Below are 12,759 nucleotides of genomic sequence, written 5' to 3'. Positions count from 1 at the left end.
CGGGGCGGGGGCACAGTGTCTCCCGTGCCCCGCACTCGTCTGCTCGTAGCGATCCACTAGCGCGCCGGTCCCTCCCGACCGACGCGCCACCCCTCCGTGCCACGGCACGAGGGGTTTTTTGTTGGCCGGGCACCGCTCGGCCGGACCGCCGAGAGACCCGCCGCAGCACCCCACCCCGCGCCCAGGGAGATCGACCAGATGAGCACCCCCAGCAGCTCCGGCCGCACCGCACCGCCCTCCCGTCCCGCCACCGGCCCCGCCCCGGGGGCCGGCGCCGCGCCGGCCACGCCGATGCAGCCCAGCGAGGCCGCCGCGCAGGCCACCCTCGGGGTCGAGACCACCGCCCGCACGATCGCCGAGGCCGCGAGCGAGCCGGTCTCGGGGATCACCGGCGCGCAGAGCCTGGTGCGGTCGCTGGAGGCGGTCGGCGTCGAGGTGGTGTTCGGCATCCCGGGCGGGGCGATCCTGCCCGCCTACGACCCGCTGTTCGACTCCGCGCTGCGGCACGTGCTGGTCCGCCACGAGCAGGGCGCCGGGCACGCGGCCACCGGGTACGCCCAGGCCACCGGGCGGGTCGGGGTCTGCATGGCCACCTCGGGGCCGGGTGCGACCAACCTCGTCACCCCGCTGGCCGACGCCTACATGGACTCGGTGCCGATCGTCGCCATCACCGGCCAGGTGCCCAGCGCCGCGATCGGGACCGACGCCTTCCAGGAGGCGGACATCCGCGGCATCACCATGCCGATCACCAAGCACAACTTCCTGGTCACCGACGCCGACGAGATCCCGCAGCGGATCGCCGAGGCCTTCCACCTGGCCGGCACCGGGCGCCCCGGCCCGGTCCTGGTCGACATCTCCAAGGACGCGCTGCAGGCCACGACCGACTTCAGCTGGCCGCCCCGGATGGACCTGCCCGGCTACAAGCCGACCACCCGCCCACACGGCAAGCAGGTCCGCGAGGCCGCCGCGCTGATCGCCGGCGCCAGCCAGCCGGTGCTCTACGTCGGGGGAGGGGTGCTCAAGGCCGGCGCCACCGCCGAGCTGGCGGAGCTGGCCGAGCTGACCGGCGCGCCGGTGGTCACCACGCTGATGGCCCGCGGGGCGTTCCCCGACAGCCACCCGCAGAACCTGGGCATGCCCGGCATGCACGGCAACGTCACCGCCGTCACCGCGCTGCAGAAGGCCGACCTGCTCGTCGCCCTGGGCGCCCGCTTCGACGACCGGGTGACCGGCGAGCTGTCCAGCTTCGCGCCGCACGCGGCGGTGGTGCACGCCGACATCGACCCGGCCGAGATCGGCAAGAACCGCAAGGCCGACGTGCCGATCGTCGGTGACGCCAAGGCCACCATCGCCGAGCTGGTCACCGCGCTGCGCGCCGAGCACGAGGCCGGCCGCACCCCGCAGCTGACCGGCTGGTGGGCGCAGCTGGAGGACTGGCGCACCCGCTACCCGCTGGGATACGACTGGCCCGAGGACGGCATGCTGTCCCCGCAGTACGTGATCGAGCGGCTCGGGGCCATCGCCGGGCCGGACGCGATCTACGCCTCCGGGGTCGGTCAGCACCAGATGTGGGCCGCGCAGTTCGTCAAGTACGAGAAGCCCGGCACGTGGCTCAACAGCGGTGGCCTCGGCACGATGGGCTACGCCGTCCCCGCGGCGATGGGCGCCAAGTTCGGCATGCCCGGCACCACCGTGTGGGCGATCGACGGCGACGGCTGCTTCCAGATGACCAACCAGGAGCTGGCCACCTGCGCCATCGAGGGCATCCCGGTCAAGGTCGCCGTCATCAACAACGGCAACCTCGGCATGGTCCGGCAGTGGCAGACCCTGTTCTACGAGGGGCGCTACTCCAACACCCACCTCAACACCCACGGCGGCAAGCCGGGGGCGCCCCGGCAGGTGCGTATCCCCGACTTCGTCACCCTCGCCGAGGCCCTGGGCTGCGTCGGCCTGCGCTGCGAGAGCAAGGACGACGTCGACGCGGTGATCGAGAAGGCGATGTCGATCAACGACGCCCCCGTGGTGATCGACTTCATCGTCGGCTCCGACGCCCAGGTGTGGCCGATGGTCGCCGCCGGGGCCAGCAACGACGAGATCCTGGCCGCGCGCGACGTCCGCCCGGTCTTCGGCGACGGACAGGTCTAGCCGAAGGACCCCGCTTCCCCCCACCACTCGCTCCGCTCGCGGCGGGCCCCTGAAGCGGGGCCGGACGCACCACTGAAGGGAACCGTCTGATGCCACGACACACGCTGTCGGTGCTCGTCGAGAACAAGGCGGGTGTGCTGGCCCGGGTCTCGGCGCTGTTCAGCCGCCGCGGCTACAACATCGAGTCCCTGGCGGTCGGCCCCACCGAGAACCCCGACCTGTCCCGGATGACGATCGTGGCCGACGCGGAGGCCCAGCCGCTGGAGCAGATCACCAAGCAGCTGAACAAGCTGGTCGAGGTGATCAAGATCGTCGAGCTGGACACCGTGGCCGTGCAGCGCGAGCTGCTCCTGGTCAAGGTGCGTGCGCCGCTGGCCGACCGCGCCCAGGTGCTGCAGACCGCCGAGCTGTTCCGCGCCCGGGTCATCGACGTCAACACCGACACCGTCACCCTCGAGGCCACCGGCACGCCGGACAAGCTGCAGGCACTGCTCGCCGTGCTCGCCCCGCTGGGCATCAAGGAGATGGCGCAGTCCGGCACCGTCGCCCTGGGCCGCGGTCCGCGGTCGATGAGCGGCGCCGGTACCTTGCGCCCGGTCGAGCGCAGCGCCTGAGCGCCACCCCCGATCCGCTCCACCCACCCCCCCCCGCGCTTTATCGCGATAAAGCACCGACCGAAGGGAACCAACCGCCCCATGGCCGCCGAGATCTTCTACGACGACGACGCCGACCTCTCGATCATCCAGGGGCGCACCGTCGCCGTCCTGGGCTACGGCAGCCAGGGCCACGCCCACGCGCTGTCGCTGCGTGACTCCGGCGTCGACGTCCGCGTCGGCCTGCCCGAGGGCTCCAAGAGCCGGGCCAAGGCCGAGGCCGAGGGCCTGCGCGTGGTCACCCCCGCCGAGGCGTCCGCCGAAGCCGACCTGATCATGATCCTGGCGCCGGACCACGTGCAGCGGAAGCTGTACACCGAGTCGGTCGAGCCGAACCTGCAGGACGGCGACGCGCTGTTCTTCGGCCACGGCTTCAACATCCGCTTCGGCTACATCAAGCCCCCGGCCGGCGTGGACGTCGCCATGGTGGCGCCCAAGGGCCCCGGTCACCTGGTCCGCCGCGAGTTCAGCGACGGCAAGGGCGTGCCCTGCCTGATCGCCGTGGAGCAGGACGCCTCCGGCTCGGCCCAGGCGCTCGCGCTGTCATACGCCAAGGCGATCGGTGGCACCCGGGCCGGCGTCATCAAGACGACGTTCGCCGAGGAGACCGAGACCGACCTGTTCGGCGAGCAGGCCGTGCTCTGCGGCGGCATGTCCGCGCTGGTCACCGCCGGCTTCGAGACGCTCACCGAGGCCGGCTACCAGCCCGAGATCGCCTACTTCGAGTGCCTGCACGAGCTCAAGCTGATCGTCGACCTGATGTACGAGGGCGGCATCGCCAAGCAGCGCTGGTCGGTCTCCGACACCGCCGAGTACGGCGACTACACCTCCGGGCCCAAGGTCGTCGACGCCCGCGTCAAGGAGTCGATGAAGGAGGTCCTCACCGCGATCCAGGACGGTTCGTGGGCCGCGGGCTTCATCGCCGACCAGGACGCCGGTGCGCCGGACTTCACGGCCAAGCGGGCCGCCGCCGAGGCGCACCCGATCGAGGCCACCGGCCGCCAGCTGCGCGGCCTGATGAGCTGGGTCAGCGCCAGCGACGACTACACCGGCACCGCCGCTCGCTGAGCGAGGGCCCCGCGGGCACGCGGGGCCGGCTGGACACCACAGGGCCCCCGCAGCGATCGCTGCGGGGGCCCTGTGTCACTGCCGGGTGGACGGTGTCACTGCCGGGTGAGCGCCCGCCGGCGGCGGTGGGCGGCGAAGAACTGCCCGGAGGAGCGCAGGCACAGCAGCACCAGCATCGCCACGGCCGCGGCGAACAGCGCCACCAGCAGGACGACGCTGCCGACGTCACCGGACTGCTGGGGTTCCAGCGCGATGCCGATGAGGCCGAAGAGCAGGACGAGCCCGGTGCAGGCGACCGCGATCGAGGAGCCGACCAGCAGCAGCACCCGGCTGCGGCCACGCAGCGCCAGCACGGCGCCCCACACCATCACCACCGTCCAGGCCAGCGCCAGCAGGGCGATGACCACCAGGACGGCGCGCACGTCGTCGACCTCGGCCGTCGTCCCGGTGTCCAGGCTCGGGTCGCTCTCCAGCACGTCGGCGAGGTCGTCGATGAGGGCGCCGCCGGCGAACAGCCCCACGGTCACCAGCAGCCCGAGGGCCGCGTGCAGCAGCGCGAGCACCGCCGCGGTGATCACCGTGCCGGGGCGGGCCGGCCGCTCGTGCCCGGAGAGCTGTCCGGGCTGCTGCTCGTAGGGCGAGGGCACGTACTGGCCCTGCCCGTACTGCGGCTGCCCGTACTGGCCCTGCGCGTACGCGGCCTGCCCGTACTGGCCCTGCCCGTACTGCCCGTACTGGCCCTGTCCTTGCTGACCCGGCCCGTGCTGGCCGTACTGACCCTGGCCGTACTGACCCTGGCCGTACTGACCCTGGCCGTACTGACCCTGGCCGTACTGACCCTGGCCGTACTGACCCTGGCCGTACTGACCCTGGCCGTACTGACCCTGGCCGTACTGGGGCTGCCCGTATTGGGGCTGCCCGTACTGGGGCTGCCCGTACTGCGGAGCCGGCCCGGTCTCGCGGCCGTGTTCGCCGACATGGGCGCCTGCCCAGCCCGCTGTGTCCGAGGCCTGTTCGTGGGCGGTCGAGCCGGTGGTCTGCGCGGGGTCGGGCTGTCCGGGGCGTTCGGGGGCCGGCTCGGCAGGCGGCCGGCCGAACGGGGTCGTCTCCTGACGGCCCTGGGCGTCGTCCCGGTGGTTGTCCATGATCTCCTCCGCACGAGGCCGGTGACACCGGCGCTGAGCCGTCAGGATGGCCGGGCCGGGGGAGCCGGGCAAGCAGCCCCCCGGCCCGCCGCGGTCCATCCAGTGGGACCGCCGGGCACCGGCGCCCCGTGGACGCGCCGACCTCCCTACGCTGTGCTCCCGTGACCACGACCACGCCCGTCGTCCTGATCGCCGAGCAGCTCGCCCCCAGTGTGCTGGAGGTCCTGGGAGGTGACGTCGAGATCCGTCACGTGGACGGCGCCGACCGGGCCGCGCTGCTGCCGGCCCTGGCCGAGGCCTCTGCGGTGCTGATCCGGTCGGCCACCCAGATCGACGCCGAGGCGCTTGCAGCCGCCCCGCAGCTGAAGGTGGTCGCCCGCGCCGGCATCGGCCTGGACAACGTCGACGTCGCCGCTGCCACCGAGCGCGGTGTGCTGGTGGTCAACGCCCCGACGTCGAACATCGTCAGCGCCGCCGAGCACGCCATCGCCCTGCTGCTGGCCGCGGCCCGGCACATCCCGGCCGCCGACGCCTCGCTGCGGGAGGGGAAGTGGGCCCGGTCGAGGTTCACCGGCGTCGAGGTGACCGAGAAGACCGTCGGCGTGGTCGGCCTGGGCCGGATCGGCGTCCTGGTGGCGCAGCGGCTGGCCGCCTTCGGGGTGACGCTGCTGGCCTACGACCCCTACATCCAGCCCGGCCGGGCGGCTCAGCTGGGGGTGCGGCTGGTGAGCCTGGACGAGCTGCTGCGCGAGTCGGACTTCATCACGGTGCACCTGCCCAAGACGCCGGAGACCCTCGGGCTGATCGGGGCCGAGCAGCTGGCGGCCACCAAGCGCGGCGTGATCATCGTGAACGCGGCCCGCGGTGGCCTGGTCGACGAGGCGGCGCTGGCCGAGGCGCTGCAGTCCGGTCAGGTCGGCGCTGCCGGCATCGACGTCTACGCCAAGGAGCCGTGCACCGACAGCCCGCTGTTCGGGCTGCCCAACGTGGTGGTCACCCCGCACCTGGGCGCGTCGACGACCGAGGCGCAGGACAAGGCCGGCACCGCCGTGGCCCGCAGCGTCCGGCTGGCGCTGCAGGGCGACTTCGTCCCCGACGCGGTCAACGTGCAGGCCGGCGGCGTGGTCGCCGAGGACGTGCGGCCGGGGCTGCCGCTGGCGGAGAAGCTGGGCCGGGTGTTCACCGCCGTGGCCGGTGGGCTGGCCCAGTCGGTGCACGTGGAGGTGCAGGGGAAGATCGCCGAGTTCGACGTGTCGGTGGTCCAGCTGGCGGTGCTGCGCGGGGTCTTCTCCGACGTGGTCGAGGAGCCGGTGACCTACGTGAACGCGCCGCTGCTGGCCGACCAGCGCGGGCTGGACGTCAGCCTGTCCAGCAACACCGAGAGCCCGGACTACCGCAACCTGATCAGCGTCCGCGGCGCGATGGCCGACGGCACCGAGGTGACCGTCTCGGGCACCCTCTACGGAAAGAACCAGGTGCCCAAGCTGACCGAGGTGAGCGGCTTCGACCTCGACCTCACCGCAGACGGCTACCTGCTGTTCTTCGTCTACGGCGACCGGCCCGGCGTGGTCGGTGCCGTGGGCGCCGCGCTGGGGGAGGCCGGGGTCAACATCGCCGGCGCCCAGGTCAGCCGGACCACCCAGGGCGGCGAGGCGCTCATGGCGGTCACCGTCGACAGCCCGGTCAGCGGTGAGCTGCTGTCCGAGATCGGGCGACGGATCGGTGCCCGGCAGGCCCAGGCCGCGGACCTCACCCCCAGCTGAGCCCCCCGCGCCCCACCGCGAGGCCGCGTCGTCCCACCGGACGACGCGGCCTCGCGTGCGTCCGGGGCCGGAACGCTGCGGCATCTGCCGTTGGCCGAGGTGGTTGAGGACTGTTGCATCGTGTCAACCGCTCGTTCACGTTCACCCGTTCGGCGTACGGCGCGCCGCAGGACAAACGGTCGGCACGGGTCCGAAACCCGGCCGTGTTCCAGCCGCGGCAGATGCTCGACCCAACGGCCCGCACTGCTCCGAACGGCCTATTGGCCCTTAGTCACGGCAACGACCACGGTGTGACTGTTCCGTCTCGTCACCGCACACGCGGTGACGACACGGCCTTCACAGAACTCGCTGACAGGGGTGCACGTGGGTCCGAGAAGTACGTATTCGCACCGGGCAGGACGCCGACGCGTCCTCGTCCGGACGGGGGTCGTCGCTGTTGCGGCCACCCTCGCCGCCACCGGCGGGGCAGGCAGCGCGCTGGCCGCCCCCGCCGCTCCGGTGACCGACCGGGCGCAGGCTGCTCTCGACGCCGCCCAGCTGGAGCAGGTCCGCTCCCAGCTGGCGGCCCGGGCCGACTCCGGCCGACCGGCCGGACTGCCCGAGAGCGGCCCGGCCTCGTTCTTCCTGCAGATCGACACGCCGGCGACCTCGGAGGTCTACACCGACGCGCTGGCCACCAGCAGCGCCGCCCAGGCCGCCGACGCGGCCCGGGCCGCCCAGCCCGGGGTGGAGGCCGCGGCCGAGGAGGTCGTCGCCGAGCTGCCCGGTGCCGTCGCCGACGCCGAGGTGCTCTACACCGCCTCGACCGTCGTCTCCGGGGTGGCGGTCTCCGCCGACGCCGCCGACTACGAGGCGCTCACCACGCTGCCCGGCGTCACCGCCGTGCTGCCGATCACCCCCAAGGAGACCAGCAACACCGGCGCCGCCAGCGTCGTCCGGGCCGTGGAGGCCTGGGAGGCGCTGGGCAACACCGGTGAGGGCGTCTCCGTCGGCATCATCGACACCGGGATCGACTACACCCACGCCGACTTCGGCGGCAGCGGCGACGTCGCCCAGTTCAACGCGATCCAGGCCGCCGAGGCGCAGCCCGCACCGGCCGGCGTGTACCCCAACGCCAAGGTCGTCGGCGGGCACGACTTCGTCGGCGACAGCTACAACGCCGACCCGGCGTCCCCGGACCACCAGCCGGTCGCCATGCCGGACGAGAACCCGCTGGACTGCAACGGGCACGGCACCCACGTCGCCGGCACCGCGGCCGGCTTCGGCGTGACCGAGGACGGCGCCACCTACACCGGCGCCTACGACGAGTCCTTCGACCCCTCGGCCCTGCGCATCGGCCCCGGCATGGCGCCGGACGCCGAGCTCTACGCGCTGAAGGTCTTCGGCTGCGAGGGCTCCACCAACGTCACCATCGAGGCCATCGAGTGGGCCATGGACCCCAACGGTGACGGGGCCATCGACGACCACCTCGACGTGGTCAACCTGTCGCTGGGCTCGGAGTACGGCCTGGCCGACGACGCCGACGCGATGGTCGCCAACGAGGCGATGGCGCGCGGCATGCTCGTGGTGATGTCGGCCGGCAACTCCGGCGACAGCTACGACATCGGCGGCTCGCCGGGCAACGCCCCGCGCGGGATCGGCGTCGCCGCCTCCAACGACGGCTACGGCGTCTTCGACGGCTGGCAGGTCGTCTCCGGTGGTGGCCCCACCGGCATCCGCCCCGGGCTGCGGTCGATCGCCTACAGCGACCTCGACGAGGCCGGCAACGTCAAGCCCGACGTCACCGGACCGGTGGTGCTCCCCGAGGCCGGGGACGACCCGACCGGCTGTGCCCCCTGGAGCGGGGACTACACCGGCGAGATCGTGCTCATCGAGGCCGCCGGCTTCGCCTGCGGTTCCGTGGCCAAGGGCAGCAACGCCCGCGACCACGGCGCGATCGGCTTCATGATCATCGGTGACGACGACCTGCTGGAGACCGGCATCACCGGCGTCCCGCAGATCCCGGGCATCCTGGTCACCGCCACCGACGGAGCGGCGCTCGCCGCCGCCGTCCAGGCCGGCCCGGTCACCGTCACCTTCGGGCCGAGCCTCAAGGACGCCGCGATCGTCGACGACCCGGCGCAGGTCGACCTGCTCGCGTCGTTCTCCTCGCGCAGCAGCCGGCAGGCCAACGGCCTCAAGCCGGACGTCTCCGCGCCCGGCGTGACGCTGTACTCCGCCGCGGTCGGCACCGGCAGCGAGGGCGTGAGCCAGTCCGGCACCTCGATGGCCGCGCCGACCACCTCCGGGGTCACCGCGCTCATCCGCGCGGCGCACCCGGACTGGACGACGGAGGAGGTCAAGGCCGACCTGATGAACACCGCCGTCCACGACGTGCACACCGCCGAGGGCGTCGTCTACGGCCCGAACCGGCAGGGTGCCGGCCGGATCGACGCGAAGGCCGCCCTGGACAACCAGGTCCTGGCCTACGCCAACGCGGGCAGCGGCGTCGTCTCGGCGTCCTTCGGGGTCATCGAGGCCAAGGACCCGAAGACCGTGCAGAACCGGCAGATCACCGTGTCGAACAAGAGCGACAAGACGGTGGGCTACCGGCTGGCGTACGAGGCGCTGGCGGAGCAGCCCGGGGTCAGCTACCGGGTCGAGCCGTCGGTGGTCAACGTCGCGCCGAACACCAAGACGGTCGTCAACGTCGTCCTCACCGTCACCCGGGACCAGCTGCGCAAGGTGGCCGACCCGACGGTCGTCACCGACGACGGGCGGCAGTTCCTGGGTGAGGCCAGCGGCCGGGTGGTGCTGACCCCGAGCAAGGGCGACGCGCCGACCCTCCGGGTGCCGGTGCACGCCAACGCCAAGCCCTCGTCCAACCTGATCGCCCAGGACCGCAAGGCCGGCACCTCGATCACCCTGGTCGGCCGGGGCGTCAGCAACGGCCCGGCGTTCGGCCCGACGTCCTACACGTCGCTGGTCACGGCCCTCGAGGGGCTGGGCCGCAGCCCGCAGATGCCCAAGTGCACCGACGCGGCCAGCGCGGACTGCTACAAGTCCGAGCTGGAGCGCTCGGTGGACCTGGCGACGGTCGGGGTGGCCTCCGACGTGGCCGCCACCCCGGAGGACCCGTGGCTGTACTTCGGGGTCTCCGCGCACGGGAAGTACACCTCGCCGGAGACGGCCGTGAACTACGGCGTCTACGTCGACGCGACCGGTGACGGCGCGTGGGACTACCAGGTGACCACCACCCGGATCGCGGACTACGACGTGCCGCTGGTCGTCGTCACCGACCGGGAGTACCAGCTGCTGCCGGCCGGGGACCCGTACGTGGGCTTCATGAACCTGGCCGACGGCACGGTCGACACCAACGCGTTCGACTCCGACGTCCAGCTCATGGGCGTGCCCACCTCGGTGATGCCGCTGGTGCAGGGCCGGATCTCCTTCGGCGTCCAGTCGGCCAGCGCCTACGGCACGGTCGACAACGTGGGCACCGTGGTCAGCCCGGCCGGTGGTGCCGAGCTCGCGGCGGAGCGGATGAGCTTCGACCCGCTGCGCCCGGGTCTGTCGTTCACCGTGGACGGCGCCCCGGCGGTGCTCGTCCCGGCCGCGAACGGCACGACGATCGCGGTCCAGCAGTCGGCGTCCTACGCCGAGGACAGCTCCGTCGGCGGGTTCAAGGGCGCGATGGTCGTGCTGTCGCACAACGACACCGGGACCGGTCGGACGCTGACCGTGCCGATCTCGGTGAAGCCGGGGGCGCCCGCCCTCCCGTGACCCGAGGGTGGGGCCGGCGGTGACGCCGGCCCCACCACCCGGTCCACGACCGCCCGCACGCACTGCTGACGCCCCCCACGAGCACTCCTCGTGGGGGGCGTCGGCGTGTGCGGGTGCGGGTCGGTGACCCCACGACCACTAACCTCTGGCCTCATGCGGCTGGCAGTGGTCCCTGGAGACGGCATCGGTCCCGAGGTGGTGGCCGAGGGCCTCAAGGTCCTGGGCGCGGTCGCCCCGGACGTCGAGAGCACCCAGTACGACCTGGGGGCGGCGCGCTGGCAGCGCACCGGCGAGCTGCTCCCGGACTCGGTGCTGGAGGAGCTGCGGCAGCACGACGCGATCCTGCTCGGCGCGGTCGGTGACCCGGGGGTGCCCAGCGGCATCCTGGAGCGCGGGCTGCTGCTCAAGCTGCGCTTCGAGCTCGACCACCACGTCAACCTGCGCCCGGCCCGGCTGTTCGACGGCGTCCGCAGCCCGCTGGCCGACCCCGGTGAGATCGACATGCTCTGCGTGCGCGAGGGCACCGAGGGCCCTTACGTCGGCAACGGCGGCGTGCTCCGGCGGGACACCCCGCACGAGGTGGCCACCGAGGTCAGCCTGAACACCGCCTTCGGGGTGGAGCGGGTGGTGCGCTACGCGTTCGAGCGTGCGCTGGCCCGGCCCCGCCGGCACCTGACCCTGATCCACAAGACCAACGTGCTCACCCACGCCGGCTCGCTGTGGTCGCGCACGGTCGAGGAGCTCGCGGCGGAGTTCCCCGAGGTCACCGTGGCCTACCAGCACGTCGACGCCGCGGCGATGTTCTTCATCACCGACCCGGGCCGCTACGACGTGATCGTCACCGACAACCTGTTCGGCGACATCGTCACCGACGTCGCGGCCGCGGTGACCGGCGGCATCGGCCTGGCCGCCAGCGGCAACCTGGACGTCTCGGGCACCAACCCGAGCATGTTCGAGCCGGTGCACGGGTCGGCGCCGGACATCGCCGGCCAGGGCATCGCCGACCCGACGGCGACGGTGCTCTCCGTGGGCCTCCTGCTGGACCACCTGGGCCGTCCCGAACTGGCCAAGAAGGTCAACGCCGCGGTCGCCTTCGACCTCTCCACCCGCGACCCGAAGGCCACCATCCGCACTGCGGAGGTCGGCGACCGGCTCGCTGCGCTCTCCGGCTGACCCCCGGGCGGGCGGACCGCCGGCCGGATGCTCGCGGACGCCCCGCCCGGCACGCCACGGCGCTAGCGTGACCGCCGTGCTGGCTGCGGTGCGGGAGAGGTACGGCCCGCCGGAGGTCGTCCGGGTCACCGAGGTGCCGACCCCGGTCCCGGGCCCCGGCGAGCTGCTGGTCCGCGTGCGCTGCACCACGGTCAACCGCACCGACTGCGCCTACCGGGCGGGCGTCCCCCGTGTCACCCGGTTGTTCACCGGGGTGCGCCGGCCGCGCGCGACCGTGCTGGGCACCGAGTTCGCCGGCGTGGTCGTCGCGGTCGGCAGCGCTGTCGACGGCCACGCGGTCGGGGATCGGCTCTTCGGCTACGTCGAGGGACGGTTCGGTGCGCACGCGGAGCACCTGACGGTCCGCGCCGACGGCTTCCTGGCCCGGGTGCCCGACGGCGTGCCGGACGACGTGGCCGCGGCGGCCACGGAGGGCGCCCACTACGCGGTGGCCGTGCTGCGCCGGGCGCGGGTCGCCGCCGCCGAGGACGTGCTCGTCCACGGTGCCACGGGCGCGATCGGCTCGGCGGTGGTCCAGCTGCTGCACGCCCTCGGCGCGCACGTCACCGCCGTCTGCGACGGTGCGCGCGCCGACCTGGTGCGCAGCCTGGGCGCCGAGCGGGTCATCGACCGTGCCACCGAGGACTTCCACGCCGACCCGCACCGCTACGACGTCGTCGTGGACGCGGTGGGGAAGAGCTCCTTCCGCCGCTGCCGGCGGCTCCTGCGGCCGGGCGGTCGCTACGTGTCCACCGATCTGGGGCGGCTCGCCCAGAACCCCCTGCTCGCGCTGGTCACGCCGCTGCTGCCCGGGCCCCGGGTCGTCTTCCCGGTACCGGTCCAGGACCCGTCGCTGCCCGCACAGCTGCGCGACATGCTGGCCGCGGGCACCTTCCGGCCCGTCCTCGACGAGCACCGCTGGCCGCTGTCCCGGATCGTGGAGGCCCACCGGTACGTCGACAGCGGCCAGAAGACCGGCAGCGTGGTCATCGAGGTCGGCTGACCCGTCCG

Annotated in this window: 8 protein-coding genes; 7 read left to right on the top strand and 1 reads right to left on the bottom strand. The window is 73.2% G+C overall.

The window, feature by feature from the left end:
- Positions 1 to 198: 198 nt before the first annotated feature.
- The 3 genes from HLA93_RS08245 (at position 199) to ilvC (ending at position 3,866) form a co-directional block, all read left to right on the top strand.
- A complete protein-coding gene (locus tag HLA93_RS08245) occupies positions 199 to 2,145 on the top strand; it encodes an acetolactate synthase large subunit (protein WP_246626137.1) in 1,947 nt (648 codons plus the stop codon).
- Between the two features lie 89 nt (positions 2,146 to 2,234).
- The gene (ilvN, locus tag HLA93_RS08240) at positions 2,235 to 2,759 is read left to right on the top strand and encodes an acetolactate synthase small subunit (RefSeq protein ID WP_222193915.1); all 525 of its coding nucleotides are present in this window, start codon (positions 2,235 to 2,237) and stop codon (positions 2,757 to 2,759) included.
- Positions 2,760 to 2,840: 81 nt separating this feature from the next.
- The gene (ilvC, locus tag HLA93_RS08235; protein ID WP_222193914.1) at positions 2,841 to 3,866 is read left to right on the top strand and encodes a ketol-acid reductoisomerase; all 1,026 of its coding nucleotides are present in this window, start codon (positions 2,841 to 2,843) and stop codon (positions 3,864 to 3,866) included.
- Between the two features lie 95 nt (positions 3,867 to 3,961).
- Here the strand turns inward: ilvC and HLA93_RS08230 are convergent, their stop codons facing one another.
- On the bottom strand, positions 3,962 to 5,011 hold the full coding sequence (locus tag HLA93_RS08230) for a hypothetical protein (RefSeq protein WP_222193913.1): 1,050 nt from the start codon (positions 5,009 to 5,011) through the stop codon (positions 3,962 to 3,964).
- Positions 5,012 to 5,172: 161 nt separating this feature from the next.
- Here HLA93_RS08230 and serA point away from each other — a divergent pair, with 161 nt between their 5' ends.
- The 4 genes from serA (at position 5,173) to HLA93_RS08210 (ending at position 12,751) form a co-directional block, all read left to right on the top strand.
- Positions 5,173 to 6,774 (top strand): phosphoglycerate dehydrogenase, encoded by a 1,602-nt coding sequence (gene serA, locus HLA93_RS08225; RefSeq protein WP_222193912.1) that lies wholly within the window; start codon positions 5,173 to 5,175, stop codon positions 6,772 to 6,774.
- A 363-nt stretch (positions 6,775 to 7,137) separates the two neighbouring features.
- Positions 7,138 to 10,536 carry a S8 family peptidase gene (locus tag HLA93_RS08220; RefSeq protein ID WP_222193911.1) on the top strand — a complete coding sequence of 1,133 codons (3,399 nt, stop codon included), beginning with the start codon at positions 7,138 to 7,140 and terminating at the stop codon, positions 10,534 to 10,536.
- A gap of 153 nt (positions 10,537 to 10,689) precedes the next feature.
- Positions 10,690 to 11,709 carry a 3-isopropylmalate dehydrogenase gene (locus HLA93_RS08215; protein WP_222193910.1) on the top strand — a complete coding sequence of 340 codons (1,020 nt, stop codon included), beginning with the start codon at positions 10,690 to 10,692 and terminating at the stop codon, positions 11,707 to 11,709.
- Between the two features lie 67 nt (positions 11,710 to 11,776).
- Positions 11,777 to 12,751 carry an NAD(P)-dependent alcohol dehydrogenase gene (locus HLA93_RS08210; protein ID WP_222193909.1) on the top strand — a complete coding sequence of 325 codons (975 nt, stop codon included), beginning with the start codon at positions 11,777 to 11,779 and terminating at the stop codon, positions 12,749 to 12,751.
- Positions 12,752 to 12,759 lie beyond the last annotated feature (8 nt).

The sequence above is a fragment of the Modestobacter italicus genome, from assembly GCF_019799965.1.
Classification (GTDB): Bacteria; Actinomycetota; Actinomycetes; order Mycobacteriales; family Geodermatophilaceae; genus Modestobacter; species Modestobacter italicus_A.
Note: the sequence above shows the minus strand (reverse complement) of the source record. Positions and strands in the feature narration are given on the sequence as shown.

Bases quoted from the DNA above. Each gene is read 5' to 3' on its own strand.
- HLA93_RS08245 (WP_246626137.1), top strand. From the start codon at position 199: ATGAGCACCCCCAGCAGCTCCGGCCGCACCGCACCGCCCTCCCGTCCC.
- ilvN (WP_222193915.1), top strand. From the start codon at position 2,235: ATGCCACGACACACGCTGTCGGTGCTCGTCGAGAACAAGGCGGGTGTG.
- ilvC (WP_222193914.1), top strand. From the start codon at position 2,841: ATGGCCGCCGAGATCTTCTACGACGACGACGCCGACCTCTCGATCATC.
- HLA93_RS08230 (WP_222193913.1), bottom strand. From the start codon at position 5,011: ATGGACAACCACCGGGACGACGCCCAGGGCCGTCAGGAGACGACCCCG.
- HLA93_RS08215 (WP_222193910.1), top strand. From the start codon at position 10,690: ATGCGGCTGGCAGTGGTCCCTGGAGACGGCATCGGTCCCGAGGTGGTG.